Source organism: Pseudomonas sp. Colony2 (assembly GCF_019382755.1).
In the GTDB taxonomy this organism is placed as follows: Bacteria; Pseudomonadota; Gammaproteobacteria; order Pseudomonadales; family Pseudomonadaceae; genus Aquipseudomonas.
Genome location: NZ_CP080030.1, coordinates 5,151,846 through 5,177,652 on the forward strand (window position 1 = coordinate 5,151,846; position 25,807 = coordinate 5,177,652).

A 25,807-nucleotide genomic window follows, 5' to 3' on the forward strand; every position below is an offset into this window, starting at 1 on the left:
CTTTTGCTCTTCAACACTCAAGCCGGCCGGTAGGCCGCTGTGCTCTTGCTTTTGATCTTGATCTGACTGCCCCAATAAGCCCGAGGCCGAACGCAGGTATTGCGSAGCGGGTAAACCGGCAGGACGCCGGTTTAGCCGCGCCGGGCCATGGATGGCCCGTCGCGGCGGCCCGCGGAGCAATGCCGGAGTGAGGGAACGCCGAGCCACAGCGAGGCGCCGACAGGCGGGGCAGAGCCCTTTGCTTACTTTGGGGCTTTTGCAAAGTGACTCGCTGTAAGAGCGAAACCATAAGTAGCCGTTACCGAAGAAACGGATATGTACTCAAACCAATCGCCAAAAAAAACGGCCTCATCTGGAGGCCGTCTTTCATCACATATCAACGCTTAGGTGCGCATCCCACGCCCACTCACCAGCAACCGCGCACACCCCACATACAGCACCACAGTCGCCACCAGCATAAAGGTGATCGCCACACTGATCTTGATGTCCGAAACGCCCAGGATCCCATAGCGAAACGCGTTAACCATATGCAACACCGGGTTAGCCAACGACACCGTCTGCCAGAACGGCGGCAGCAAGGTGATCGAATAAAACACCCCACCCAGATACGTCAGCGGCGTAAGAACAAACGTCGGAATAATCGAAATATCATCAAAGTTGCGCGCAAACACCGCATTGATGAACCCCAGCAACGAAAAGATAGTCGCCGTCAGCACCACCACCAACAGGGTGATCCCGAGGTGATGCACCTGCAAATGGGTAAAGAACAGCGACAGCAACGTCACAATCACCCCAACCATCAACCCGCGCAGCACACCGCCCAGGGTGTAGCCGATCAAAATCGTATGAGGCGACACCGGCGACACCATCAATTCCTCGATGGACCGCTGGAACTTGCTGCCAAAAAAGCTCGACACCACGTTGCCGTAGGAGTTGGTAATCACCGACATCATGATCAACCCTGGCACGATGTACTCCATATAGGTGAATCCACCCATATCACCAATCTGCCGACCAATCAGGTTACCGAAGATCACGAAGTACAAAACCATGGTGATCGCCGGCGGCAGCAAGGTCTGCGGCCAGATCCGGGTAAAGCGCTTCACTTCGCGATAAACGATGGTCTGCAGCGCGACAAGGTTGGGTTGCAGTTCCGAACTCATACCGCCACCTTCGCCAGATTTTTCTCCACCAGGGACACAAACAACTCCTCAAGGCGATTGGTTTTGTTACGCAGGCTCAGCACCTCGATGTTCTGGGTAGCCAGTTGGCCAAACAGCGCGGTGATGCCCACGGCTTTGTCCACCTGGACTTCCAGGGTGTGGCTGTCCACCAGGCGATTCGGGTAGCCGATCAACTGGGGCGCAACCGTCATGTCGTTTTTCAGGTCGAGCAGGAAGGTCTCGACGTGCAACTGGCTCAGCAAATTACGCATGCTGGTGTTTTCGACAATGGTGCCGTGGTCGATGATGCCGATGTTGCGGCACAGCTGCTCAGCCTCTTCCAGGTAGTGCGTGGTGAGGATGATGGTGATGCCTTTCTGGTTCAGCTCGGTGAGAAACGTCCACATCGAACGACGCAGCTCAATGTCCACGCCCGCCGTCGGCTCGTCGAGGATCAGCAGGCGCGGTTCGTGAACCAGGGCGCGAGCGATCATCAAGCGGCGCTTCATGCCCCCGGACAGGGAACGCGAAGGCACGTCGCGCTTGTCCCACAAGCCCAGTTGCGTGAGGTATTGCTCGGCGCGTTCCTTCGCGATCTTCGGCGGGATGCCGTAGTAACCGGCCTGGGTCACGACGATGTCGAAGGTCTTTTCAAACTGGTTGAAGTTGAACTCCTGGGGCACCACGCCGATGCTGCGCTTGAGCGCCGCCGGGGATTTGTCCAGGTCGTTGCCAAAGATGTTCACCGTACCGGTGGTCTTGTTGACCAGGGTCGAGAGAATCCCGATGGTGGTGGATTTGCCGGCGCCATTGGGGCCGAGCAAGGCGAAGAAATCACCTTCGGCGACGTCCAGATCGATACCACTCAGGGCCTGGAAACCGTTGCCGTAGGTTTTGGTTAGCTGCCGGATGGACAGAGCGGAACTCATATCGGATTACGCACCAAAGAAGAGGAATAGAATTGTTACATGAGGGCAGACCGCACGGAATACAACGGCTGCGCGTGACAAGCATGGTGCTTGTCCGCGCCGCACAAGTACAGTAACCCGTATTAATAGTCGGTATCAGGTCAACGCGGTCATGACCGATTTCTGATAGGCCGGACGCTGGCGCAGCCGCTGGTACCAGGCTTCCAGGTTAGGCATCGACGGGCGTTCGATGGGCATTTCGAACCAGGCATAAATGAAGCTGCCCAAGGGGATATCGCCCATGCCGATCTCGCTGCCGGACAGGTAAGGTTGCGTGGCCAAGGCCTGATCCACCGTCTGCAAAACGTCGATGCAGGCCTGGCGACCGGCGTTGATGGTGTCCCAGTTCTGTTTTTCAGCCGGGGTTCGCAGCACGCCCCAGAACACGGTCTTGAACGGTTCGGCCAGGGTCGAGGTGGTCCAGTCCATCCACTTTTCCGCGTTGGCCCGGGCTTGCAGCTCGCTGGGGTACCAGTTCGAATCCGGCGCATGTTTGGCGGCCAGGTAGCGCACGATGGTGTTGGATTCCCACAGCACAAAGTCGCCGTCTTCAATCATCGGCACCCGGCCATTGGGGTTCCGCGCGCGGTATTGCGGCGTGTCGACCACACCAAAAGCCCCGCCCGCATCAATTGCCTCATAGTCCAGGCCGAGCTCCTCGGCGCACCACAGTGCTTTCCTGACATTTGACGAATTTTTACGACCCCAGATTTTCAGCATGACCGCCCCGATTTTGAAAAAGATGGTTGGATGAATGCCGGGGCAGCATACGCCGGATCACGTCCGGCTTAAATCACTCTGCATGTCCCCCAGCAGGATCGGCATCTGCTCGCCAAACAGGTGCGGGTAACATTTCTGGATGTGGGCGAAGAAAAATTCCTCGGGCACCTCGGCAAATTGCCCATGGTCCACCACGTACTCCATGGAGCGCTGGCCCTTGCGGTTGAAGGCGTGGAAAACACTGTCATGAATGCCATCGAAATCCAGCGGCGGCACATCGAACAGTTCGCACAGTTGCTGATTGAACGCCGGCGTGGCCTTGACCCAACGGCCGTCCAGATACAACTCGGTATAGCCATGCATGGCAAATACGTCACTTCTGAGCAGCTCGATCAAACGGGGCGTCGAGAGGTGGTTACGCACGTCGGCCAGGCCGATGCGCGCCGGGATCCCGCAGTGCCTTGCGCACGCCGCCAGCAATGTTGCCTTGGGCACGCAATAACTCTCGCCGGCCGCCAGTGCGAAGCTCGCGCTGAGGGTTTGCGGGTCGCGACTGAAGGTATAGGGGTTATAGCGCACCGCCTCGCGCACAGCGTAGTAAAGACTGACTGCCTGGTCACGAAGTGCGGCACTCGAACCGCGATGTTTTTCGGCGAACTCCACCACCGCAGGGTGGTCACTATCGATGAAGCGGCCGGGATTCAAGTACGCATTCATGAGGTTAATCTCAGAGAGCAAGCCCTGAGTCTAACCACAGGCATGCACCTGGGATAACGACGATTCGGCCAAATGTCGGCGCCTGGTGCTGATCATTGCCGGCACACCACGTAACACCCTCGTCACCCCGCTTGTTCGGATGCCGACTAAGCTCTGAGGTGATTTCGCACCTGGTTTCACGGAGGATTGAATATGCTGTTGTTGTGGATACTGGTTCTGGTGGTGGGCATTGCCTACCTGGCGCACCGGCGCATCGCGCCCCTGCCCGCCATCGGCGTGGTCGCCGTCTACCTGTTGGCGATGGGCGCCTTCAGCCACGCACCAGGCTGGTTGCTGCTGATCTTCTGGGTACTGATCGCCGTGGTAGCCGCCCCGCTGCTGCTGCCGGACCTGCGCCGCAAGTACTTCACCGCGCCGCTGTTCAACTGGTTCCAGAAAGTCCTGCCGCCGATGTCCGAGACCGAGCGCGACGCCATCGACGCCGGCACCGTGTGGTGGGACGGCGAGCTGTTCAGCGGCCGCCCCGACTGGGACAAGCTGCTGGCCTATCCCAAGGCGCAACTGACTGAAGAAGAACAAGCCTTCATCGACGGCCCTACCGAAGAACTGTGCGCCATGGTCACCGACTGGGAAATCGGCCAGGCCATGGACCTGCCCCCCGCCGCCTGGGAACACATCAAGCAGCATGGCTTTTTTGCCCTGATCATCCCCAAGGAGTTCGGCGGCAAAGGCTTCTCCGCCTATGCCCACTCCCAGGTCGCGATGAAGCTGGCGACCCGCAGCGGCGACCTCGCCTCCACGGTCATGGTCCCCAACTCCCTGGGCCCGGCCGAATTGCTGCTGCACTACGGCACCGATGAACAACGCAACCATTACCTGCCACGCCTGGCCCGTGGCGACGATATCCCGTGCTTTGCCCTGACCGGCCCACTGGCCGGTTCCGATGCTGGCTCCATGCCCGACACCGGGGTGATCTGCAAAGGCGAATGGGAAGGCAAGGAAACCCTCGGCCTGCGCCTGAACTGGGAAAAACGCTACATCACCCTCGGCCCGGTAGCGACTTTGCTCGGCCTGGCCTTCAAGGCCCATGACCCGGATCATCTGCTGGGCGACAAAGAAGACCTGGGCATCAGCCTCGCGCTGATCCCCACCGACACCCCGGGTGTTGAAATTGGCCGCCGTCACCTGCCACTAGGCGCCGCGTTCATGAACGGCCCCAACTCCGGCAAGGATGTTTTCATTCCGCTGGAATTCCTGATCGGTGGCCAGGAAATGCTCGGCAAGGGCTGGATGATGCTGATGAACTGCCTGTCGGTAGGCCGTTCGATTTCCCTGCCTGCCGTCGGAACGGGCGCGGCCAAGTTCACCAGCCTGGTGACCGGCCAGTACGCCCAGGTGCGTGAGCAGTTCAACGTACCGCTGGCGGCCTTTGAAGGCATCCAGGAAGCCCTGGCCCGCATCGGCGGCAACGCGTGGCTGATGGACAGCGCGCGGATGCTCACCGCCAACGCGGTCGACCTGGGGGAGAAACCCTCGGTACTGTCGGCGATCCTCAAGTACCACCTGACCGAACGCGGCCGCGAATGCATCAGCCACGCGATGGACGTGCACGGCGGCAAGGGCATCATCATGGGCCCCAACAACTACCTGGGCCGCAGCTGGCAAGGCGCGCCGATCTTCATCACCGTGGAAGGCGCGAATATCCTCTCGCGCAACCTGATGATCTTCGGCCAGGGTGCGATTCGTTGCCATCCGTTCGTGCTCAAGGAAATGGCCCTGGCCGGTCGCGAAGACCATGACCAGGCGCTGAAGGAGTTCGACGGCCTGCTGCTGCAGCACATCGGCTTTGCCGTAAGCAACGCCGCCAGCACCCTGGTGTTGAACCTCGGTTTCGGTCACTTCGAAAAGGCTCCGGGCAACAGCCTGAGCCAGGGCTATTTCCGCGCACTCAACCGTCAGGCCGCGGCGTTTGCGATGCTGGCGGACCTGAGCATGATGCTGCTGGGCGGCGAGTTGAAACGACGCGAACGCCTGTCGGCACGTCTTGGTGATGTGCTGAGCCACATGTACCTGGCATCGGCTGCACTCAAGCGTTATCACGACCTGGATTCGCCAGACCACCTGGAACCGCTGTTCGCCTGGGCCATGGAAGAGAGCCTTGGCCACTCCGAGCGTGCACTGGATGAACTGCTGACCAACTTCCCGAGCAAGGTGTTGGGTTGTCTGTTGCGGGTGATCGTGTTCCCGTTCGGCCGCCGTCATAAAGGCCCGTCCGATGCGCTGGATGCCGAGGTGGCCGCAGTGCTTGGTCGCGCCAAGGGTGACCCGACCCTGGAAGCGGTACTGGCGGGCTGCTATCGCCCACAGTCCGCAGAAGATCCGGTGGGCGCCCTGCAACACGCCTACGACCTGTTGGCCGACAGCCATCCGTTGCAGAAAAAACTCCACGAAGGCCTCAAGAGCGGCCAGGTCAAACCGACCGCGGGCGAACACGCCATCGATGCCGCGCTGCATGCCGGCGTGCTGCAACCGGCCGAGGCGCAGACCCTGCGTGACGCTGAAGCGGCGCGGCGCAAGGTGATCGACGTGGATGATTTCAGCAAGGAAGAACTGAGCCAGGCCGAGGGAAAAGTCCGCTGATCCCAGCGGTCATATAAAAACGGGTAGAGTGCCCTGCCTCACAAATACTGATCCCTTTTGACGGCGTCTGTTGTCGTCATGCTGCGTTGCCGCTCCTCGCCATAGCAAGCTATGACTCGTCGCGGCGCCTTGCCTGACAACAACAGCCACTCGTCAAAAGGAATCGTATTTGTGAGGCAAGGCACCGAGCTATATACTCTCGCGCCCGTTTTGCTCTTGAGGACTTATCTCGTGTCCAACGTCGTTGCCGATCATCTCGTCTTGCTCGACCACCTGCGCAGCATCCTGGTTGCCGTCGGCGAAGCCGAACAGGTTCCCGAGGAAAGCCACCTCCTGTTCCTGGAGCGCTTCGATGAACTGCGCGCCTTGCTGCCCATCGACCCGATCGAAAGCCAGTACCTGGGCCAGGACATGATGAGCCAGGTCATCCTGCGCTATCCGCAAATTGCTCACCTGGTGCCACGCGACCTGCTGTGGTTCTTCGGTGGCGACTGCCTGCACTTCATGCCCGACGACGAGCTGGACCTGTACCAGGCCCTGGAAGAACGTCGCTTCGAAGCTGAACAGAACGACGAACCGTTCGACTGGAACCAGGAAAAGCAGTTGTTGGCCATGTCCAATGACCAGCCCAAGCACTGATCTCAGGGCTGACGAAAATCAAATGTGGGAGCGGCGGTGCGACGGTTCGACTTGCTCGCGAATGCGGTGGTTCAGTCAATATTTTAGGTGACTGATACACCGCATTCGCGAGCAAGCCCGCTCCCACATTTAAACTGTATTCCTACCGTTTCTTCAGCGTCGGCTCTTTGGCCATGCACTCCACCAGATAATCAATAAACACCCGCAACTTCGGCGGCAGGTACCGCGTCGGCGAATGCAGTAGCCACGCATCCCCGTGGTACGACGCAATGAAATCCCACCCCGGCAACACCTGCACCACCTCCCTCGTCTCCAGCGCATGCCGCGCCGTGAAATACGGCAAGCTGCCAATCCCCACATGTTGCAATACCGCATCCAGCCGCACGCCTGTGTGATTGGCCGCATACCGCCCGCGCACGCCCACCGTCACCGCCTTGCTGCCCTGGCGAAACTTCCAGCGCGCATCCCCCGGCGTCTCACCCAGGTAGATGCAACTGTGCTCCAGCAAATCATGGGGATGCTGCGGCGTACCGTGCTCCGCCAGGTACCGCGGCGTGGCGCAGATCAAATGCTCGATCGGCAGCAACTGGCGCCCCACCAACCCCGGCGGCGGGCTGTCGGTGATGCGGATGCTCAGGTCGACATTGTCGTCAATCAGGTCCACATGCCGGTCCTCCAGGATCAACTGCACGTCAACCTTGGGATAACGCCGCAAAAACTCCGGCATATGCGGATGCACCACAAAACGCCCTACCGCCTTGGGCACGCTGACCCGCACCAGCCCTTCGGCTTCATGGGTGTATTGGCCGCTGATTTCCATCACCGACCGCGCAGCACTGACCATTTCCTGGCAGCGCTTGAACACCTCTTCGCCACCTTCGCTGAGGCGCAACTTGCGCGTAGTGCGTTGCAGCAGGCGAGTTGCCAGGGCCTTTTCCAGGCGTGAGATGCTGCGGCTCACGGAGGACGGCGATGCTCCCAGTTGGCGCGCAGCCTCGGAGAAGCTGCCTGTTTCCACCACCTTGACGAAAATCGCCATTTCGCCCAGCAGCGGTAAGGGAAGATTGATGCTCATGACGCACAAGTCCATTGAGATTTGAACGGATTATCACCCATTGGCGCACTTCTTATACTGCCGGTTAGAAACCCTGATGCGGATATAAATGATGACCCAGCGCCTGTTTTTTACCCATGACCACCTGAATGCCGAACTTGAAGTGCTGGGATGCACACCTTTTGATAACCAGTTTGCGGTAATCCTGCAGTCCACAATCTTCCATCCACAAGGTGGCGGCCAGCCCTGCGACACCGGCTGGCTCGGGGCAAGCCAGGTGTTGAAGGTGGTGCAGGAAGGCGATCATGTCGTGCATTACGTAGACCGCCCCGTGGCTCCCGGCGTGATCCAGGCACGCGTCGATGAAGACCGCCGCACCTTGCACACGCGCCTGCACTCGGCCGGGCATCTGATCGGCAATGCCGGTGAAACCCTGGGCTGGATGCCGATCAAGGCTCATCACTGGCCGGGCGAAGGCAAGATCACCTTTATTCGCGGCACCTCGGCCCAGGCCATGGACGCCGAGGCGATCCAGCGGCAAGTCGACCAATGGATCGCCGCCAACCTGCCGCGCCATATGGCCCTGGATGACGGTACGCGGCAAGTGGGTTTTGGCGACCTGCCGGCCTATGCCTGCGGCGGCACGCATGTGCAGGCATTGGGGGACGTGGGTCAGGTGACGATCCTGGCCCTCTCCGAGAAAAAGGGTGCATTGTCGGTGCGCTATACCCTGAACTGACTAAACCGCAATCGCCCCCGCCCTGCCCGGTTCCACCACAAACGACTTGAGGGTCGAGACGCTGGCGTTCGGATCCCGGGGATCGGAAATCACCCGGAAGTTCGTCAGCATATTCCTCTCCTCAAGCGCCACCGACACATAGCCGCGCTGGCGGCTGTCGAAAAACTTCACATGGGGATTGAGGGGCAGGATCGCACTGAACGCATCAAATGGTGGCCCGTCAGACGTCACCGACGTGCCGACAAACTCGGTCGCGACCACGGGCGAATCCGGATTCCCTGCGTCAGCGTGCAGGTCCGTCGTCCAGAACGAGTGAATATCGCCGCCCCAGAACACCGGGTTATTCACCTTTCTGCGCACCATCGACGCAAGCATCCGCTCACGGTTGGCCATGTAACCATCCCAGCCATCGGTCCAGCGGCCGGGCTTGTGGTTGGTCAGGTCACGTTGCGTGAGCGGCGCGACCAACAGGTCCTGCGCGATCACGTTCCATTGTGCCCGGGACTCGGCAAAACCCTGATCCAGCCAAGCCTCCTGCTCCCAGCCGAGCATGGTGCGACGGGGATCGCGCAGGTCAGCACAGGTGTTCGCGGCCACATGTCCCTTGTGGCTGCCATTGGCCAGGATGCATGGCTGCTCGGAGCGGTACTGACGCCCATCCAGCACATGGAAACGCGCCAGCCGGCCGTAGTCCAAACGCCGATAGAGGCGCATGTCCGGCCCGCGCGGCAGGCTGCTGGCCCGCAGCGGCATGTGCTCGTAGAAGGCCTGGTAGGCCGCCGCCCGCTGCTTGAGAAAACTCGTCACCGGGATGTTCGGGTCCTGGGACCACTGGCTGGCATAGTCGTTTTGCACTTCGTGATCGTCCCAGGTGACCACACTGGGCGCCGCAGCATGCAGTGCCTGCAAATCCGGATCGGTCTTGTACAGGGCGTAGCGGTTGCGGTAATCCACCAGATTCAACGCATTGCCGCTGCCGTGGGGGCGAATGATCTTGCCGGAATCAGCCGCGTAGGAACTGTCATAGATGTAATCCCCGAGGAAAAACACCAGGTCAGGCTGCTCGGCGGCCAAATGCCGATAGGCGCTGAAGTAGCCTCGCTCCCAATGGGAGCAGGAGACAAAACCCAACTGCGCCGATGCCATGGCATGCACCGCCGGCGCTGTGCGCGACTGGCCCACCGGGCTTTGCGCACCGAGGCCCTCGAACTGGTACCAGTAAGGTCGACCCGCCTCCAACCCGCTCACTTCCACATGCACCGAATGGGCGAAACGCTCGCTGGCCATCACCTCGCCCTGGCGCACAACGCGCGTCATCGCTGCATCGCGGGCCACCTTCCAGCGCACCGGCACCGCTCGGTTCAGGCCACCCCGACCGTCGGCGGCATTGAACAGCGGCGCGAGGCGCGTCCAGATCACGAAACCATCGGGCAATGGATCGCCTGACGCCACACCGAGGGTGAAGGGATAGTCGATGCCTGCACTACGGGCAAACGGGCTGAGGATCGAAAACGCCGTGGCAACTGCAAGCCCGCCCAGTACGCGACGGCGATCGTGATTCACACTCATCAACTGCGCTCCTTCCAATCGGCACGCACCAGGCCATACAACAACATGTCCTCGTGCACCCCATTCTTGAGGAAGGCGCCCTTCATGCACCCTTCGTAACCCAAGCCAATTTTTTCCATGACCCGAGCGGACCCTTTGTTACGAGCAAAGCACTGGCTGCCCACACGCTGCAGCGCCAATTCGCTGAACCCAAACGCTATGATCTGCGCCGCTGCTTCGGCGGCATAACCCTGGCTTCGAGAATGGGCGGCCACCCAATACCCGAGATGCCCACTTCGATGAGCAGCAGATAATCTGAGACTGATCACGCCGATCAATTCGCCAGTTTCCCGCAGATGAATCCCCAGCCCCAGTGAATGCCCCGAGCGGTAATTCTCTGCCTGGCCATCAATAAAGGCGTGTGCGGTTTCCAAGGTGTATGGCGATGGAATCGCAGCCGTGTTGTTCGCAATATCGGGATCGTTGGCCAGCACCGACAACGTCTCGGCCTGCTCCTTTTGCAGAGGCTTCAACAGCAGTCGCGGGGTGGATAAATGCGGCAGTGCAATGCTCATGCAGGGGGACTCGCGAAATAAATTCTCCAAGAATGTACCCGCGTCGTGTCAGTTTCATTACGTAGATAAATAGACCTACGAGTCGTCTGTAAGACGCGTCCTAGAGCCTTAAAAGCTTAAATTAAAGTTAACCATTCGGTCATTTTTGGTTGCTAGCGTGTCGCCCCTAATCAACTGCGGGGTAGCGGAATGAGAACTTGGGATGAACCCAAAAAACGCAAGGCACACATCGAACTGATCCCGATGATCGACGTGATGATGTTCCTGTTGGTGTTTTTTGTACTGGTGAGTTTGAACGTGATTCCGGCCCTGGGCATGAAGACTCAGCTGCCGAGCGCCAGCAGTTCACAGCAGCTCAAGCCGCAAAATAAATTCATCCTGACCCTGGGCCTGGAAGGTCAGCTGCAGCTCGATGGCAAGGACCTGACCGTCGACGCGCTGGTGCCTGCACTCAAGGCCGGCGAGAAGCCAGACACCAAGTCGACGATCATCGTCAACAGCGACAAAGGCGTGGAAGTGTCGCGCCTGGTCGAGGTGATGGACACCCTGCGCCTGGGTGGCTTTACCTCTGTCTCCATCGCCACGAAAAAGTCCTGATCATGTATGCCTTGTTTCGTGCGCGTCGGCTGCTGGGCAGTGTCCCGGCCCTGATCGCCCTGGTGCTGATTGCACTGGGTATCCAGTCCCAACCCCTGAAGATCCAGCCGCAGTACGACGAGTCGGCGGTTGAACTCGCGCTGGTCGAGCCCGAGCCGGAAGTGGTCCCCGAGCCCGTGGTGGAAGAACCGCCGCCACCGCCGCCGGTGATCGAAGACGAGGAGGCCGAACCTGCCCCTCCGCCTCCGCCACCCAAGCCGATCCCCAAACCACTGCCAAAGCCTGAGCCCAAGCCAAAACCGGTGCCCAAGCCCGTGGTCGCCAAGCCAACGCCTGTGCCTGCGCCAGCTCCGGTGGCCGCCAAGCCGGTGCAAGCCGCTCCCGCTCCCACGCCAGCACCCGCTGCGCCACCGGCGCCGCCGAAAGTCGACGGCCAGGCACTGGAAGGCGGCTACCTCAAGGGCTTGCGCAACGAGTTGGACACCTACAAGCAATACCCCACCGGGCGCCAGGCGTCCCTTGAACGCCCGAGTGGCGAGGTGGTGGTCTGGTTAATGGTGGACCGCCAAGGCCGCGTCCTCGACTCCGGGATCCAGACCCCGGCGCCGAGCATGCTGCTCAACCGGGCCGCCACCAACAGCCTGCGCCGTATCAAGCAGGTGAAACCGTTCCCCGAACAAGCCTTCGGTGGACGTAACGAGCAGCGCTTCACCGCCACCTTCAACTACAGCGTGCAATAAGCACACACCACCAGGACGACAGTGATGAAGTTCACCCGGATTCATCTGGCACTCGTTGCCGCGACGAGCATGACCCATGGAGTGGTCATGGCAGATACCAGCGACAGTGACGTCGGGACTATTGGGGTACAGGGCAAGGCAACCGCTGGGGGCGGTTACATGGTCCAGGAAGAGAGCGCCAAGGGCCGCTCGACCATCACCAAGGAAGCATTGGACAAACAGACGGCCACCGGCAACGCCATCGACAAGCTCAAGTACACCCCGGGCCTGAACATCTCCAGTGAAGACAACACCGGCCTCTCGGGTTTCCGCTTCACCATGCGCGGCATGAACTCCGACCAGGTCGGTATGTCGGTGGACGGCATGCCGATCAACGACTCCGGCAACTACGCGTTGTACTCCAACCTGTTGGGCGACCCGGAAAACATCGACCAGATTTTCGTCACCCAGGGCTCGTCGGAAGCCGACGGCCCGCACATCGGTTCCAGCGGCGGCAACATCGGCATCGTGACCATTCGCCCCACCAAGGAAACCGGTGCCTTCGTCAAGCAAGTGGTCGGCAGCAACGCCACCCGCAAGACCTTCGCCCGCCTCAATACCGGTGAAGTCAACGGCCTGAGCAACTGGCTGTCGGCTTCTCACACCGAAGGCCAGATGTGGCGCGGCTCGGGTGCCGTACGTGCGGACAAGGTGGAGTGGAACAGCTTCTTCGACGCCGGCAACGGCAACACCGCCAACCTGATCCTCAAGTACCACGAGCAGGACAACAACAGTTACAGCCAGTTGACCAAGGCACAGTTCCAGCAGTACGGCCGCAAGTACGACCCGTACCCGGCGACACCGGCGGTGGGCGCCAACGGCAAGGTCAGCAGCTACTACGACCTGGCGCAGAACCCGTTCCAGACCTTTACCGCCGTGCTCAACACCCAGTACAAGCTGAGCGACAACCTGTCCCTCTCGGTGATCCCGTATTACTACTACGGCAACGGCAGCGGCGTGGGCTCCTCGGCCTATGCGCTGAACAGTGGCTCGAACAAGGGCGGCGTTTTCGACCTCGGCAACCTGCCGACACAGGCTCAATACAACGCCGACGGTTCCGCGACCACCGGCGTCTACTACCGCCCTTCGCGCACCCAGACCTGGCGCCCGGGCATCACCACCAAGCTGAACTGGGACCTGGGCGACCACAGCCTGCAATTCGGCTACTGGTATGAACGCGCCCGCCAAAGCCAGACCCAACCGTTCATTGCCCTGAAGAACAACGGCAAGCCAAGCGATACCTGGCCCGACGGCAACTCCGTGGTCGACGCCAACGGCAACACCGTACAGGGTCGCGACCGCTACACCGTGACGCCGGCGCAAAAGGTCTGGACCCAGGACACCTGGTACATCAACTCGGACTGGACGTTGATCGCGGGCATTGCGTACATGAACGTCGAGCGTGACGGCACCAACCACGGCAGCCTCACCGAGCAACCCGGCAAGGCCAGCCAGACCTACAACAAACTGCTGCCCAACGCCGGCCTGAAATACCAGCTCGACGAGCGTGACCAGTTGTTCTACAGCCTGTCGCGCAACATGCGTATTCCACAGAACTACGTGCTGTACGACAAAGGCGTCGGCTCCCTCGACTCCAAGCCGGAACTCAGCTGGAACCAGGAACTGGGCTGGCGCTACACCGGCGAAGACAGCACCCTCGCCGCGACCCTGTTCTACATGCAGTTCAAGAATCGCCAGCTCACCTCCCTGGACAGCAACGGTGATTCCGCCGACATCAACGCCGGCACCGTCATCAACAAAGGCCTGGAACTGGAGTGGAGCGGCAAGCTGCCGCACAACTTCAACTACTACACCTCCTACACCTACACCAGCTCCAAGCAGCAGGACGACCTGACCGTCTACAGCGCCGGCAAGCCGATCGTGCTGCCCACCAGCGGCAAGCAGTTCGCCAACGTGCCGACCAACATGCTGGCGGCCAACATCGGCTATGACGACGGGCGCTTCTACGGCACCTTCGGCGGCAAGTTCACCAGCAAGCTCTATGGCGACCTGACCAACGACGAAGCCATCTCCGCCCGCACCATCTTCAACCTCGGCGCCGGTATCTACCTGCCGGTGGACAAGAAAGTCGTCAAGGACGCAACCCTGCGCCTGAACGTCGACAACCTGTTCGACAAGAAGTACCTGGACGGCGTGTACACCACCAAGACCAACTCGGCGAGCTACAGCGGTTTCCGCGATGGCGACCCGGCCTACATCGTTGGGCTTGACCGCACCGTCACCGTTTCCCTGGAAGCCAATTTCTAACTGCGAGGCTCAGCATCATGGACATGAACCTGCTTCACCAAATCACCTTTTATGTGATGTACGCCGCACTGGCGATTGCAATCTTCATCACCATCGAACGTGGCATCTACTTCGCCTACGTGCGCCGCCAGGCCCGTGCATTGACCGAAGTGCTGGGCGCCAATGTGCACAGCGAACGCGACCTGCCGGAAAACCTGACTCGCCGTGACAGCCTGCCGCTGAGCATGGTGCTGCCGATCCTGGCGCAGAAGGCGTCCCATGGTTCGCGCAAGGACCTGGACGACGAGATCGAAACCCAGTACCTCAAGACCCGCGCGCCGCTGTCGCGCAGCCTGTGGATCATCGAAACCATCACCACCGCCGCGCCGCTGCTCGGCCTGTTGGGGACCATCCTCGGCATCATCGACACCTTCAAGGCGCTGGCCAGTGCCGGTGTGTCCGACCCGGGCCAGATTTCCGGTGGTATCGGTACGGCCCTGTTCGCCACGGGTTTGGGTATCGCCATCGCGCTGTTCTGCGTGGTGTTCCACAACTTCTTCCAGGACAGCCTGGAGCGCATCAACGACCAGCTGAAAATCCTGCTGATCCGCGCGGCAACCGGTGCCCGCGTGCAGGGTGAAGTGCCGCACCTGGTACCGACCCCGCTGCACACCCGCACTGCGTGACCTTCCCGGGGCGGGCGCATCATGCGCCCGCCCTTTTTTTGCCCGATGAGACGCCTATGTCCATATCGCTGAAATTACGTATCGCCGGCCTTGCAGGCCTGCTCCTCAGTCCGCTTGCCCAGGCGGACTTTTCAATTCCGGGATTTGAGTTGGTACACACCGTGCCAGTGGACACCCAACTTGGCACCGCCGATCTGCGCCAGCCCGGCCCCGTGTGGATCCAGCTGTTCGACGGCGCGAAAAGCCGCATCGACATCGGCCAGTTCTACGCGGCCGACCATCCTGGCTCGGTGATGGACAAGGTGATTGAACACCTGGAAGCCGCCGGCAAACGCGGGGTGAAAATTCGCTTCCTGCTGGAAGAAAAAGGCGTGCGGCTGTCGGAAGCCTCGACCCTGGAGCGCCTGAAAGCCATTCCCAACCTGACCTTCCGCATCCTGCCCTATGGCAAGCTGAGTGGCGGGATCATCCACGCCAAGTACATGGTAGTGGATGGCAAGCAGGCGTTTATCGGCAGCCAGAACTTCGACTGGCGTTCGCTGGAGCATATCCACGAAACCGGGCTGTTGATCAGTGATGCAAACGTCGTCGCCCAGACCCAGGCCATTTTTGAACAGGACTGGCAGGCCCAGGCTGCGTTGGCCGACAACCAGCCTGTTGCCCTGCCCGCCACAGGCGCCACACCGGCACGCACCGGCAACTACCTGGTAGCCAGCCCCCAGCGCTACAACCCGCCGGGTGTGGGTGATTCGCAGCTGGAACTGCCACGTCTGCTGGGCGAGGCGAAAAAGGAAGTGCGCGTACAACTGCTGGACTACGCGCCGCTGTCCTATGGACCTGACAGAACCCGGCCTTACTACGCGATGATCGACAACGCCGTGCGTGCAGCGGCAGCGCGCGGGGTCTCGATCAAGTTGATGGTATCCAACTGGAACACCGAAGCACTGGAATTGCCGTACCTGAAAAGCCTGGCGGTGCTGCCGAATGTCGAGGTCAAGATCGTCACGCTGCCCGAGGCCAGGCAAGGATTTATTCCTTATGCGCGGGTGATCCACAGCAAGACCATGGAAATCGACGGGCAAGTGGCGTGGGTGGGCACTAGTAACTGGCTGGGGGGTTATTTCGATAACTCGCGCAACCTGGAAGTGGTGATGCGCAGTGAAGCGATGGCCAAGCGCGTGGGAGATTTACACGAACAGCTGTGGGACGGGCCGTACGCCAAGGCACTGGACGCGACAAGCGAGTACCCGGAGCCGCATCCGGGCAAGCCGTGAGCCGTTGCCTGCAAATCCCATGATTTGCGGGCAATGTCACATTGCCAGATATGAATGTTGCACTTTTCCGCCGTTGCGCTGACCAACCCTGCACACCTCATGGATGGAGAGCAGGGATGAACACCACACGCAATGGACTGTACGGTACGGCGCTGGTTTGGGCGGCCATCGGGCTGGCAGGTTGTGCCAATTCCATGACCTCCACCGGGGTGCCGGGGGTGAAGATGGGCGACAGCTATGAGCAGGTACTCGCCGTGGTCAGCCGTGACAATACGGTGACCAGGAAGATCGACGGGCAGGGATTCCGGGCTGAGGGTTACTCGCAGACGTTCAAGGATTGTCGCAGTACATATTTTATCTTCCAGGGCGCCGATGGCTTGCAGATGGTCAGCCATGAGCCCGCGCCGCATCTGTCGGTCAGCCAGAACTGCCGCCAGCCATGAGCACTTTACGTGTCATTCCCGCCCTGTTCCTGGTGCTCCTCAGCGGCTGCGGCCAGGTGTATAACATCCGCTCCCTCAACACCGCCTATACAGCGCCACCGTCTGCCGAGACGGCGCGCTTGCGCATTATCAGCGACGGCATGGTGCGCGCAGTGCCCGGGCGCGATTGTCTGGACTGGAATGTTCCCGGAGCAGGCGTGATGGTGTCCGCCAAATCCGGCTTCGCCGACCGCAATGGCGCAAGCCTGGGGATGCCGGGGCCGATTTACACCTGGGACGGTGCGGTGTCGTCCGAACAGGTGATTCCGGCGAACACGCCCATTGCCTTTCATTACCTTGGGTTGCCGCAATATGGCCGGCAATGTTTCAACACCATGACGTTTATCCCCAAGCCCGGCATGGACTACATGGTGCGAGCATCAATGTCCGGGAGTTGCTCATTCGAGCTTGCTGAGCTGCCGAAAGGTGCCGAACGATGGAGTCCGATTGAACCGACGCCATCGGGAAGGCTATCGATGTGCCATGCGATGGATAATTTCTAGCGGTACAAACGCAACGTGGGCCGAGGCATTGCACTCCGGCTCACAAAAAACCCACAAACAAAAACGCCGATCATTGCTGATCGGCGTTTTCGTTAAATATGGAGCGGGAAACGAGACTCGAACTCGCGACCCCGACCTTGGCAAGGTCGTGCTCTACCAACTGAGCTATTCCCGCAAATGGCGTCCCCTAGGGGACTCGAACCCCTGTTACCGCCGTGAAAGGGCGGTGTCCTAGGCCACTAGACGAAGGGGACACGCTACTGAAACACATGGTGTGTGTTTCAGTGCCCAGAGATTAAATCCGAAGATTACGCCCTGGTTTCACTCAGTGCCGCCCGAGGGCAACACTGCTTAAATTTGGAGCGGGAAACGAGACTCGAACTCGCGACCCCGACCTTGGCAAGGTCGTGCTCTACCAACTGAGCTATTCCCGCATATGGCGTCCCCTAGGGGACTCGAACCCCTGTTACCGCCGTGAAAGGGCGGTGTCCTAGGCCACTAGACGAAGGGGACACACGTACAACATTCACTCCCTACCGCGTTTCGCTGTGTGCTTTACGCTGTAAGTGGCGCGCATTCTATGGATGGATTGGGAGGTCGTCAACCCCCAAGGATAAATTTATTTAAATCAATGACTTCGCCGTGGTTTACGGGGGTTGCAAGGGTTTCTCGCCGTCCAGGCTTTGGCGCCTATATTCTGGCGTTCCACAAGGCGCTATAGTTCGCCACAGCAAATGATGGCAATGTGCATCTACGCAGGGACTGCCCCGCTATATAGAAGAAACTACTGACGCAACTGGTCGCTCAGTCCTATCCGGTCACTGCACCAGTCACTACACTTCAATGCAAACCCCATAAAGAGGTCACACCGGTGACACCACTCATGATCACCCTGCTGGTAATAGCCGGGATCGTAATACTGATCGCCATTGGCTACATGAACCACGTGGTGGAAAACAATAAGCTGGAAAAGAACCGGACCCGGATCGAACTCAATGACCGGCTGCGCCGCTGCGGCGAAATCACCGAGACCTTCCCTGGCCAGTTGATGACGCCGCGACTCAAGTTGCTGCTGACCCGCCTGGAGCTCAACGTCAATCAGCGCCTGCTGAACCTCGACAAGTCCAATGCGTCGCTCAAGGCACGCATCACTGAACTCAACGCACTGGTGGCCCAGGGCGAATCGATTCCGGTGAACAACCCGCCAGGCCCGATCCAGACCGAAGCCAAGGCCAAGGATGTACGTTTCCTGCTCGAAGCACTGCATGGCCAGGTGACCCGAGCGGCCCAGGACGGTTTCCTGCCGACCAATGAAGCCAAGCACTGGATCAAGGAAATCCGCCATATCCTGGTGCTGCTGCACATCGAGTTCTTCAACAACCTGGGCCAGCACGCACTGCAACAAGGCCAGCCGGGCCAGGCTCGCCTGGCGTTCGAACGCGGCGTGCAGTACCTGCGCAAGCAACCGGAGCCGGTGGTGTACAGCCAGCAGCTGCAATTGCTCGAGAAACAGCTGGCGCGCGCCAACTCCATGGTGCTGTCCAACCTTGAACCGGCTGAAGACGAGGTCAACGAATTGACCGAAGGCTTGAAAGTGGTGGATGCGGACGCCGACTGGAAGAAGAAAGCCATCTACGACTGATCCCCTGCCATTGTGGTGGGCGGCAAACCCGCTCGCCACATGCCATCACTCTGCACCTATCCCCTTCCCCTCGAATAGCGTAAAAAAGGCCCCTCACTCCGTTAACGAAAAGGGCTTCGCCATGCCTGTCGTGCTCATCGATGGACAACCGCTGCACTACCTCGACCAGGGCACCGGCCCGGCCGTTCTCCTCGGTTCCAGCTACCTGTGGGACAGTCAGATGTGGGCGCCGCAGATCGAAGCCCTGTCGCAACAGTACCGGGTGATCGTCCCCGAGCTTTGGGGCCACGGCGAGTCCGGCGCACTGCCTGCAAACACTGCATCCCTGGACGACCTCGCACGCCAGCACCTGGCGCTGCTGGATCACCTGGACATTGCCCAGGTCAACCTCGTGGGCTTGTCGGTCGGCGGCATGTGGGGCGCACGCCTGGCGCTGCTGGCTCCCGAGCGGGTCAACAGCCTGGTGCTGATGGACACGCACCTGGGCGCCGAGCCGGAAGCCACTCGCCAATACTACTTTTCGCTGTTCAAGATGATCGAAGATGCCGGCGCCATTCCGGAACCGCTGCTGGATGTGGTGGCGCCGATCTTCTTCCGTCCCGGTATCGACCGGGAGTCGGCCTTGTACCAGGATTTCCGCAACGCACTGCAGGCCTTCCCCAAGGAGCGCCTGGTGCACAGCATCGTGCCCCTGGGCCGGATTATCTTCAGCCGCGCGGATGTGCTGGAACAACTGGCGCGCCTCGACACCGACACCACCCTGGTGATGTGTGGCGAGCAGGACAAGCCACGCCCACCGGCCGAATCAGAGGAAATGGCGGCCTTGATCGGCTGCGCGCTGATGTTGATTCCGCACGCCGGGCATATCTCCAGCCGGGAAAACCCCGATTTCGTCAACGAAGCGCTGCTGACCTTCCTGGCCAACAACGCCTGACCGCCCTGCCCTTTGATCGCCGCAGGCCTGCGGTGATCAAAGGCGGAAGTGCCCGACCATCCCCTTAAGCTCCGTACCCAACTGCGCCAGCTCGATGCTCGACGCTGCATTGCCCTGCATGCTCAACGCCGATTGATCGGCACTCGCACGGATGCTGGTGACGCTGCGGTTGATTTCCTCGGCCACCGAGCTTTGCTCTTCGGCCGCTGCGGCAATCTGCTGGTTCATCTGCTGGATCAACGACACCGCCGCCGCGATGCTGCCCAGGGCGCTTTCGGTTTCCAGGGCATCACTGACCGCCAGCTTGACCAGTTCGCCGCTCTGCCTGATCTGCTGCACCGAAGCCTGCGCAGCGCTGCGCAAGGTACTCACCAACCGTTCAATTTCCTCGGTCGATTGCTGGGTGCGCTTGGCCAGCGCCCGCACCTCGTCGGCCACCACGGCAAAACCGCGGCCCTGCTCGCCCGCCCGCGCCGCCTCGATGGCCGCATTCAGCGCCAGCAGGTTGGTTTGCTCGGCCACGCTCTTGATCACCTCAAGGACGGTACCGATAGTCTGGATCTCCGCGCTCAGGCTTTCGATGCTGGTACTGGCGGAGGTCGCGGAGCTGGCCAGCAACTCGATACGCTGCAAGCTCTGGCGCACAACCTGCTGACCGCTGTCGACCTTGTCATCCGCCGTCTGCGCCGCCTGGGCCGCTTCTTCGGCGTTGCGCGCCACATCGTGCACGGTGGCGGTCATCTGGTTCATGGCCGTGGCCACCTGCTCGGTTTCTTCCTTCTGGCTGCTGACCTCGATATTGGTCTGCTCGGTGACGCTGGACAGCGAATGGGCCGAGCTGGCCAGTTGCTCGATACCTGCCTGCAACCCGCTGACCATGCTGCTCAGGCCGCTGCTCATCTGTTGCATCGCGAGCATCAATTGGCCCATCTCGTCCCGGCGACTGACTTCCATGCGGCCACTGAGATCACCGGCGGCAATCTGCTGGGCCACTGCGATCACGCTGCGCAACGGTGCAACGATCAAACGGGTAATGATCCACGCGGCAATCAGCCCGACCAATAACGCCAACGCCGAAGAACCGATGATCAGCAACGCGCTTTTCTTCAACTGCGCCTGCATCGACAGGTCTTCTGCGTCGTAGGCCTGATTGACCCGGGTGACCACTTCGGCTGCGCGCTCGTGCAACTGCTTGTAGACGACTTTTTCCTGGGCCAGCAGCCCGGTGTATTCGCCGAGTTTTTCGCTGAAGGCCGCGATATGCCCGGACACTTCGTTAAGCACGGTTTGGTAGCCAGGATCCTTGACGGTGGTTTTCAGCTGTTCGACCTGGGCCAGGGCCTGATCGGCCTGCTCGATCTTGCCCTGCTCGGCGTTCTCGTCATCGCCCTTGCGGCTCTGGTCCAGGCGCACGTGCGCTTCGTTCATGGCCTGCAGCATCAGGCGCGAGACCTGGCTGACCTGCCCCGCCTGCTCGATGAATTCGGCACCTTCCTTGCCCTGGCTTTCCTTGAGGCCATAGGCGCCGTCGTCCGCCAGCCCGGCCTGCAACACATCAAGGTTGTTGGCGACACTGGAGACCGACCAACTGGCCATTTCCAGCGCCAGGTCCTTGGTCTGGGTCAGCTCGACAAACTCATCGAACGCCTTGCGATACGCCGCCAGCGCCTGCTCGACGTCGCTCATCACCGGGACATTGGCAGGCGACTGGGCCTTGAGAATTACCGCCTGGGCCGCCAACGCGTCGACACTTTCGTGCAAGGCGTCCACCGACTTGGGGTCGGCATGCAACGCGTAGTCCTGCTCGATCAAGCGCACCTTGAGCAAGCCGCTGTTGAGCGCCGACATGGCTTTAAGGCCCTCGAAGCGCTGGCCAACGGTTTGCAGCGACCATACGCCAATCGCGGCCACCAATGCCGTCAACAGCAGTACCAGGGCAAAGCCCAAGCCCAGTTTCTTGGCCATACCGAGGTTGGCAAAACGTCGTTGCACGGCAGAAATCATTGCACTTGAGTCCTCTTGCAATGGCGAATGCCATCAAGCCAGGTTTCGATGCAGCGAGATTCGCAACCCCGGGGCACTGAATACAAGGGTTTGGCGCCACAATAATGGCAAAAAGCTACATCCTCGTCGTTTTCAGAATGGTAGAGGTCGATCCTGCCGGCCCCATGGCCTTGAACAACGCCAGTGCACGCTGATCAGAAGCGTAGGCCACATTGATGCGCAGCCAGTCGCTGGATTCGCCCGTCGGGCTGAAAAGCGTCCCCGGCGACAGCAACACCCCCAGCCGGCGAGCCCGCGCCTGCACGGTGGAACGGTCGCCGACACCAGGGCGCGCCCAGAGGAACATGCCCCCCGCCGGCACCGCAAACACCTCCCACTCTTCGTCTTCCAGCACCTGCAGGGTCATGGCCATTTCCGTGCTCAGCCGCCGGCGCAGGCGTTGCACCCACTTGCGGTAGGTACCATTGGCCAGCAACGTCGCCACCACCGCCTCGGCAAACCGCGAGGTGCCGATGCCGGTCAAGGTCTTGACCCTGGCCAATTGCGCGATGATCGCCCCGCTGGCCGTGAGATACCCCACCCGCAAGGCGCTGCTGAGGGTCTTGGAAAAACTCGAGACATAGATCACCCGGTCCTCGTGGGGCAACGCCGACAACCGGGTGCACGTGGCATGTTGCAGGTCGCCATAGACGTCTTCCTCAATGATGAAGAAGTCCTGGGAATGGGCCAGTTGCAGCAAGCGCTCGGCCACCGCCAGGGACAGGCTGGTGCCGGTGGGGTTGTGATACAGGCTGTTGATGAACAGGCACTTGGGCCGGTGCCCGCGCAACAGCGCTTCCAGGGCAGGCATGTCCGGGCCGCCACGGGTGCGCGGCACTTCCAGCAGCTTGACACCGTGAAAGGCCAGTTGGCGGTAAAGGTTGCCGTACCCCGGGCTTTCCACCACCACGGTGTCGCCGGCCTTGAGCAGCGTGCGGATCAGCAGGTCCTGGGCGTGGCTCGCGCCGTGGGTGGTGAGAATATGCTCGACCCGGGTTGCCACCTGGATGTGCGCCAGGCGCTTGAGCAGCTGTTCACGCAGGGCCGGCAGCCCCAGCGGCGTGCTGTAGTTGAAGACGGCCGCGGTGTCGGTGCGGGTGACTTCACGAATCGCGTAGCTGATGTCGTCGCTCTCGCGCCAGGTGTCCGGCAGCCAGCCGCATCCCAGTTTCAGTTCGCCCAGTTGATTGTCGATGAAGGCGCCCCACCCCGACTCGGCGCCCTCATACCATTGGTTTTCACCGCGAAGACCACGCTCGGCGGGTGGCTGGGCCACACAGAAACCGGCGCCTTGCCTTGAGGCCAGCACACCTTGGGCAACCATCCGCTCGAACGCCTCGATGACGCTGGACTGACTGAGCAGGTTCTCGTGGGCCAGTTGCCGCACCGAGGGCAACCGCGTCCCGGGGCTGGCGCCGCTCTCGCGAATCCAGGCGGCCAGCGCACTGACGATTTGCTGCACTACCGGTACAAGGGCTTGTCGATCGATCCCTAAATCCATGAGCCACTCACTTAAACTGTTGTCATTTAACCCAAACCAGTTAAGCACAGAAGCCCAATGACAGCCGCGATCAAGATTTATTAAATCATTGATTTAATTGAATTATTTACCTAGTGAAACACATTCAGGTGAGGCATCTGGCCACCTGCGGAAAAACCCCACAGCGCCTCCAACGCTTTTCTGAATGGCATCCGCCTCACTTCCTAAATCGCGGTCGCGCCACCGTCCACCGCCAATGCCTGGCCCGTGGTGAAGGCAGCACCGTCGCTGCACAGATAAAGCACTGCGCTGGCGATCTCCTCGACCTTGCCGATACGCCCGACCGGGTGCATGGCGGCGGCAAATTCGGCTTTGCGCGGGTCAGCTTCATAGGCACGGCGGAACATATCGGTGTCGATCACGGCCGGGCATACCGCGTTGACGCGGATTTTCTTTTTCGCGTACTCGATCGCCGCCGACTTGGTCAGGCCGATCACCGCGTGCTTGGACGCGGCATAGATACTCATCTTCGGCGCCGCCCCAAGTCCTGCCACAGAAGCCGTGTTGACGATGGCGCCGCCGCCCTGAGCCAGCAGCAACGGCAGTTGATACTTCATGCACAGCCACACGCCCTTGACGTTGACGCCCATGATTGCGTCGAACTCATCCAGGCTGCCGTCCGCCAGCTTGCCCTTCTCGATCTCGATCCCGGCGTTGTTGAAGGCATAGTCCAACCGGCCATAGGTGGCCACGGTCTGCTGCATCAACTGCTGCACGTCCGCTTCGAGGGTGACATTGCAGCGCACAAACACCGCTTCGCCACCGGCCTGATGAATCAGCGCCACAGTGCCCTCGCCGCCAGCCGCGTCCAGGTCGGCGACTACGACTTTCAAGCCTTCAGCGGCGAACGCCAGCGCAGTGGCGCGGCCAATGCCGGCGGCCGCACCGGTCACCAGGGCGACCTGGCCGGAAAATGTCATGCTCATGGTGGATGTTCCTTCGATGGGAATGCTCGATGACCCCAGTCTAGCCAGAGCCACCATCGGCGCGTCAGCACTATCAAAAGCCCGGTTGGCGAACCATGAGCCGCAGTGATAACGGCACCGGCATCACTATCATTGCAGTGGATCGGTGGGCATTCGCAGGTGCCGCGCACCTTGCCGGTGCAGCCCGAAGGGTCTATCACTCAAGGTCCACTTCTCAAGAGTCGCTGCCATGACTGCCCAGACTAACCGCCAATTCCTGCTCGCCAAACGCCCGGTCGGCGCGGCCACGCGGGACACCTTCACTTACCAGGAAGTGCCGGTGGGTACACCCCAGGACGGCCAGGTGCTGGTGCACAACGAATACCTGTCCCTGGACCCGGCCATGCGCGGCTGGATGAACGAGGGCAAATCCTACATTCCACCGGTGGGTATCGGCGAAGTCATGCGCGCCTTGGGCGTAGGCAAGGTGATCGCGTCGAACAACCCGAAATTTGCCGTGGGCGACTACGTCAACGGTGCCTTGGGTGTGCAGGATTACTTCCTCGGTGAGCCGCGGGGTTTCTACAAGGTCGATCCGAAACTGGCGCCGTTGCCGCGTTATCTGTCTGCGCTGGGGATGACCGGCATGACCGCTTACTTCGCCCTGCTGGACACCGGCGCGCCCAAGGCCGGCGAGACCGTGGTGATCTCCGGCGCGGCAGGCGCGGTGGGCAGCATTGCCGGGCAGATTGCCAAGATTAAAGGCTGCCGCGTGGTAGGCATCGCTGGCGGCGCCGACAAATGCAGGTTCTTGGTGGATGAACTGGGTTTTGATGCAGCCATCGACTACAAGAACGAAGACGTGCATGCCAGCCTCAAGCGCGAGTGCCCGAAAGGTGTGGACGTGTATTTCGATAACGTCGGCGGGGACATTCTCGATGCCGTGCTCAGCCGCCTGGCATTGAAAGCCCGCGTTGTGATCTGCGGCGCCATCAGCCAGTACAACAACAAGGAAGCTGTCAAAGGGCCAGCCAACTACCTGTCACTGCTGGTCAATCGTGCGCGCATGGAAGGGTTTGTGGTGATGGACCACGCGGCGAATTTTGCCGCTGCCGGGCAGGAAATGGCCGGCTGGATGGCTCAGGGCAAGCTCAAGAGCAAGGAAGATATAGTCGAGGGGCTGGAGACGTTCCCGGAAACGCTGATGAAACTGTTCAACGGTGAGAACTTTGGGAAGTTGGTACTTAAAGTCAGCTGACACACCTCAGAACCAAATGTGGGAGCGGCGGTGCGACGGTTCGACTTGCTCGCGAAGGCGGTGTGACAGTCAATGCATAAGGTGACTGCTCTACCGCCTTCGCGAGCAAGCCCGCTCCCACATTTTTTTACCGTGCCCGCTTCAGGTCGGGTAG

23 protein-coding genes, 4 tRNA genes and 1 pseudogene are annotated in these 25,807 nt (G+C 60.6%); 13 read left to right on the forward strand and 15 right to left on the reverse strand.

The genetic code is table 11. The features are described from left to right. Window positions 1-383 precede the first annotated feature (383 nt). From JV201_RS20480 to JV201_RS20495, 4 genes are all read right to left on the reverse strand, one after another. Window positions 384-1,163 (reverse strand): ABC transporter permease, encoded by a 780-nt coding sequence (locus tag JV201_RS20480; RefSeq protein WP_003217229.1) that lies wholly within the window; start codon window positions 1,161-1,163, stop codon window positions 384-386. Continuing rightward, on the reverse strand, window positions 1,160-2,092 hold the full coding sequence (locus tag JV201_RS20485; protein WP_003217227.1) for an ABC transporter ATP-binding protein: 933 nt from the start codon (window positions 2,090-2,092) through the stop codon (window positions 1,160-1,162). The genes JV201_RS20480 and JV201_RS20485 overlap by 4 nt, the downstream gene beginning before the upstream one ends. Window positions 2,093-2,227: 135 nt before the next feature. Continuing rightward, complete coding sequence (locus JV201_RS20490; RefSeq protein WP_102369632.1) at window positions 2,228-2,851, reverse strand: glutathione S-transferase family protein; 624 nt, start codon at window positions 2,849-2,851, stop codon at window positions 2,228-2,230. Between the two features lie 57 nt (window positions 2,852-2,908). Next, a complete protein-coding gene (locus JV201_RS20495; RefSeq protein ID WP_102369633.1) occupies window positions 2,909-3,568 on the reverse strand; it encodes a transglutaminase family protein in 660 nt (219 codons plus the stop codon). Window positions 3,569-3,760: 192 nt separating this feature from the next. Between JV201_RS20495 and JV201_RS20500 the strand changes: the two genes are divergently transcribed. Beyond that, window positions 3,761-6,208 carry an acyl-CoA dehydrogenase gene (locus JV201_RS20500; protein ID WP_087695358.1) on the forward strand — a complete coding sequence of 816 codons (2,448 nt, stop codon included), beginning with the start codon at window positions 3,761-3,763 and terminating at the stop codon, window positions 6,206-6,208. Window positions 6,209-6,439: 231 nt separating this feature from the next. Then, window positions 6,440-6,847, forward strand: coding sequence for a PA2817 family protein (locus JV201_RS20505; RefSeq protein ID WP_003217220.1), 408 nt, complete (start codon window positions 6,440-6,442; stop codon window positions 6,845-6,847). Window positions 6,848-6,989: 142 nt separating this feature from the next. Here JV201_RS20505 and JV201_RS20510 read toward each other — a convergent pair whose 3' ends face one another. Beyond that, entirely contained in the window at window positions 6,990-7,922 is a 933-nt protein-coding gene (locus JV201_RS20510) for a LysR family transcriptional regulator (RefSeq protein ID WP_087695359.1), read from the reverse strand. A 91-nt stretch (window positions 7,923-8,013) separates the two neighbouring features. Between JV201_RS20510 and JV201_RS20515 the strand changes: the two genes are divergently transcribed. Continuing rightward, on the forward strand, window positions 8,014-8,640 hold the full coding sequence (locus JV201_RS20515) for a hypothetical protein (RefSeq protein ID WP_003217215.1): 627 nt from the start codon (window positions 8,014-8,016) through the stop codon (window positions 8,638-8,640). Here the strand turns inward: JV201_RS20515 and JV201_RS20520 are convergent, their stop codons facing one another. Both JV201_RS20520 and JV201_RS20525 read right to left on the reverse strand, forming a co-directional pair. After that, window positions 8,641-10,209 carry an alkaline phosphatase gene (locus JV201_RS20520; protein WP_219405985.1) on the reverse strand — a complete coding sequence of 523 codons (1,569 nt, stop codon included), beginning with the start codon at window positions 10,207-10,209 and terminating at the stop codon, window positions 8,641-8,643. Beyond that, complete coding sequence (locus JV201_RS20525) at window positions 10,209-10,763, reverse strand: GNAT family N-acetyltransferase (RefSeq protein WP_219405986.1); 555 nt, start codon at window positions 10,761-10,763, stop codon at window positions 10,209-10,211. Before JV201_RS20525 ends, JV201_RS20520 begins: the two co-directional genes overlap by 1 nt. A 189-nt stretch (window positions 10,764-10,952) precedes the next feature. On the opposite strand from JV201_RS20525, the gene JV201_RS20530 reads away from it, so the two are divergent. The 7 genes from JV201_RS20530 (at window position 10,953) to JV201_RS20560 (ending at window position 17,331) form a co-directional block, all read left to right on the forward strand. Next, window positions 10,953-11,360: a biopolymer transporter ExbD gene (locus JV201_RS20530; RefSeq protein ID WP_003217209.1), complete on the forward strand. Its 408-nt coding sequence runs from the start codon at window positions 10,953-10,955 to the stop codon at window positions 11,358-11,360. A gap of 2 nt (window positions 11,361-11,362) precedes the next feature. Continuing rightward, window positions 11,363-12,100 (forward strand): energy transducer TonB, encoded by a 738-nt coding sequence (locus JV201_RS20535; RefSeq protein WP_003217207.1) that lies wholly within the window; start codon window positions 11,363-11,365, stop codon window positions 12,098-12,100. Window positions 12,101-12,124: 24 nt separating this feature from the next. Further along, on the forward strand, window positions 12,125-14,407 hold the full coding sequence (locus JV201_RS20540; protein WP_008431274.1) for a TonB-dependent receptor: 2,283 nt from the start codon (window positions 12,125-12,127) through the stop codon (window positions 14,405-14,407). Between the two features lie 17 nt (window positions 14,408-14,424). Then, window positions 14,425-15,072, forward strand: coding sequence for a MotA/TolQ/ExbB proton channel family protein (locus JV201_RS20545; RefSeq protein ID WP_003217203.1), 648 nt, complete (start codon window positions 14,425-14,427; stop codon window positions 15,070-15,072). 56 nt (window positions 15,073-15,128) lie between these two features. Continuing rightward, complete coding sequence (locus JV201_RS20550; RefSeq protein ID WP_177021681.1) at window positions 15,129-16,346, forward strand: phospholipase D-like domain-containing protein; 1,218 nt, start codon at window positions 15,129-15,131, stop codon at window positions 16,344-16,346. A gap of 116 nt (window positions 16,347-16,462) precedes the next feature. Then, the gene (locus tag JV201_RS20555) at window positions 16,463-16,789 is read left to right on the forward strand and encodes a hypothetical protein (RefSeq protein WP_102606452.1); all 327 of its coding nucleotides are present in this window, start codon (window positions 16,463-16,465) and stop codon (window positions 16,787-16,789) included. Then, the gene (locus JV201_RS20560; RefSeq protein WP_219405987.1) at window positions 16,786-17,331 is read left to right on the forward strand and encodes a hypothetical protein; all 546 of its coding nucleotides are present in this window, start codon (window positions 16,786-16,788) and stop codon (window positions 17,329-17,331) included. Before JV201_RS20555 ends, JV201_RS20560 begins: the two co-directional genes overlap by 4 nt. Window positions 17,332-17,430: 99 nt before the next feature. On the opposite strand, the gene JV201_RS20565 is transcribed toward JV201_RS20560, so the two are convergent. The 4 genes from JV201_RS20565 to JV201_RS20580 all read right to left on the reverse strand — a co-directional run bounded on the left by JV201_RS20565 (window position 17,431) and on the right by JV201_RS20580 (window position 17,844). Further along, window positions 17,431-17,506: transfer RNA gene (locus JV201_RS20565), tRNA-Gly, on the reverse strand. A gap of 3 nt (window positions 17,507-17,509) precedes the next feature. Continuing rightward, window positions 17,510-17,585 (reverse strand) — tRNA-Glu (locus JV201_RS20570). A gap of 104 nt (window positions 17,586-17,689) precedes the next feature. Beyond that, window positions 17,690-17,765, reverse strand: a tRNA-Gly gene (locus JV201_RS20575). A 3-nt stretch (window positions 17,766-17,768) separates the two neighbouring features. Next, window positions 17,769-17,844, reverse strand: a tRNA-Glu gene (locus JV201_RS20580). Window positions 17,845-18,214: 370 nt separating this feature from the next. Here JV201_RS20580 and JV201_RS20585 point away from each other — a divergent pair. Continuing rightward, window positions 18,215-18,973 (forward strand): hypothetical protein, encoded by a 759-nt coding sequence (locus JV201_RS20585; protein WP_003217193.1) that lies wholly within the window; start codon window positions 18,215-18,217, stop codon window positions 18,971-18,973. Between the two features lie 121 nt (window positions 18,974-19,094). Beyond that, window positions 19,095-19,907 (forward strand): alpha/beta fold hydrolase, encoded by an 813-nt coding sequence (locus JV201_RS20590; protein WP_219405988.1) that lies wholly within the window; start codon window positions 19,095-19,097, stop codon window positions 19,905-19,907. A 36-nt stretch (window positions 19,908-19,943) separates the two neighbouring features. Here the strand turns inward: JV201_RS20590 and JV201_RS30240 are convergent, their stop codons facing one another. The 4 genes and pseudogenes from JV201_RS30240 to JV201_RS20605 all read right to left on the reverse strand — a co-directional run bounded on the left by JV201_RS30240 (window position 19,944) and on the right by JV201_RS20605 (window position 24,416). Continuing rightward, window positions 19,944-20,825 (reverse strand): methyl-accepting chemotaxis protein, encoded by an 882-nt coding sequence (locus tag JV201_RS30240; protein ID WP_371315662.1) that lies wholly within the window; start codon window positions 20,823-20,825, stop codon window positions 19,944-19,946. After that, window positions 20,805-21,911 (reverse strand): annotated as a pseudogene (locus tag JV201_RS30245) (HAMP domain-containing protein); the annotation flags it as partial. The pseudogene JV201_RS30245 and the gene JV201_RS30240, both read right to left, overlap by 21 nt. 115 nt (window positions 21,912-22,026) lie before the next feature. Continuing rightward, window positions 22,027-23,451 (reverse strand): PLP-dependent aminotransferase family protein, encoded by a 1,425-nt coding sequence (locus JV201_RS20600; RefSeq protein WP_003217187.1) that lies wholly within the window; start codon window positions 23,449-23,451, stop codon window positions 22,027-22,029. A 203-nt stretch (window positions 23,452-23,654) separates the two neighbouring features. Continuing rightward, complete coding sequence (locus JV201_RS20605; protein WP_008431261.1) at window positions 23,655-24,416, reverse strand: SDR family oxidoreductase; 762 nt, start codon at window positions 24,414-24,416, stop codon at window positions 23,655-23,657. 229 nt (window positions 24,417-24,645) lie between these two features. Between JV201_RS20605 and JV201_RS20610 the strand changes: the two genes are divergently transcribed. Beyond that, window positions 24,646-25,653, forward strand: a complete 1,008-nt coding sequence (locus JV201_RS20610; RefSeq protein ID WP_102606305.1) for an NADP-dependent oxidoreductase — start codon at window positions 24,646-24,648, stop codon at window positions 25,651-25,653. Window positions 25,654-25,807 lie beyond the last annotated feature (154 nt).

Bases quoted from the DNA above. Each gene is read 5' to 3' on its own strand.
- JV201_RS20480 (WP_003217229.1), bottom strand. From the start codon at position 1,163: ATGAGTTCGGAACTGCAACCCAACCTTGTCGCGCTGCAGACCATCGTT.
- JV201_RS20485 (WP_003217227.1), bottom strand. From the start codon at position 2,092: ATGAGTTCCGCTCTGTCCATCCGGCAGCTAACCAAAACCTACGGCAAC.
- JV201_RS20490 (WP_102369632.1), bottom strand. From the start codon at position 2,851: ATGCTGAAAATCTGGGGTCGTAAAAATTCGTCAAATGTCAGGAAAGCA.
- JV201_RS20495 (WP_102369633.1), bottom strand. From the start codon at position 3,568: ATGAATGCGTACTTGAATCCCGGCCGCTTCATCGATAGTGACCACCCT.
- JV201_RS20500 (WP_087695358.1), top strand. From the start codon at position 3,761: ATGCTGTTGTTGTGGATACTGGTTCTGGTGGTGGGCATTGCCTACCTG.
- JV201_RS20510 (WP_087695359.1), bottom strand. From the start codon at position 7,922: ATGAGCATCAATCTTCCCTTACCGCTGCTGGGCGAAATGGCGATTTTC.
- JV201_RS20515 (WP_003217215.1), top strand. From the start codon at position 8,014: ATGACCCAGCGCCTGTTTTTTACCCATGACCACCTGAATGCCGAACTT.
- JV201_RS20520 (WP_219405985.1), bottom strand. From the start codon at position 10,209: ATGAGTGTGAATCACGATCGCCGTCGCGTACTGGGCGGGCTTGCAGTT.
- JV201_RS20525 (WP_219405986.1), bottom strand. From the start codon at position 10,763: ATGAGCATTGCACTGCCGCATTTATCCACCCCGCGACTGCTGTTGAAG.
- JV201_RS20530 (WP_003217209.1), top strand. From the start codon at position 10,953: ATGAGAACTTGGGATGAACCCAAAAAACGCAAGGCACACATCGAACTG.
- JV201_RS20535 (WP_003217207.1), top strand. From the start codon at position 11,363: ATGTATGCCTTGTTTCGTGCGCGTCGGCTGCTGGGCAGTGTCCCGGCC.
- JV201_RS20540 (WP_008431274.1), top strand. From the start codon at position 12,125: ATGAAGTTCACCCGGATTCATCTGGCACTCGTTGCCGCGACGAGCATG.
- JV201_RS20545 (WP_003217203.1), top strand. From the start codon at position 14,425: ATGGACATGAACCTGCTTCACCAAATCACCTTTTATGTGATGTACGCC.
- JV201_RS20550 (WP_177021681.1), top strand. From the start codon at position 15,129: ATGTCCATATCGCTGAAATTACGTATCGCCGGCCTTGCAGGCCTGCTC.
- JV201_RS20555 (WP_102606452.1), top strand. From the start codon at position 16,463: ATGAACACCACACGCAATGGACTGTACGGTACGGCGCTGGTTTGGGCG.
- JV201_RS20560 (WP_219405987.1), top strand. From the start codon at position 16,786: ATGAGCACTTTACGTGTCATTCCCGCCCTGTTCCTGGTGCTCCTCAGC.
- JV201_RS20585 (WP_003217193.1), top strand. From the start codon at position 18,215: ATGATCACCCTGCTGGTAATAGCCGGGATCGTAATACTGATCGCCATT.
- JV201_RS20590 (WP_219405988.1), top strand. From the start codon at position 19,095: ATGCCTGTCGTGCTCATCGATGGACAACCGCTGCACTACCTCGACCAG.
- JV201_RS30240 (WP_371315662.1), bottom strand. From the start codon at position 20,825: ATGCTCGCGATGCAACAGATGAGCAGCGGCCTGAGCAGCATGGTCAGC.
- JV201_RS20600 (WP_003217187.1), bottom strand. From the start codon at position 23,451: ATGGATTTAGGGATCGATCGACAAGCCCTTGTACCGGTAGTGCAGCAA.
- JV201_RS20605 (WP_008431261.1), bottom strand. From the start codon at position 24,416: ATGAGCATGACATTTTCCGGCCAGGTCGCCCTGGTGACCGGTGCGGCC.
- JV201_RS20610 (WP_102606305.1), top strand. From the start codon at position 24,646: ATGACTGCCCAGACTAACCGCCAATTCCTGCTCGCCAAACGCCCGGTC.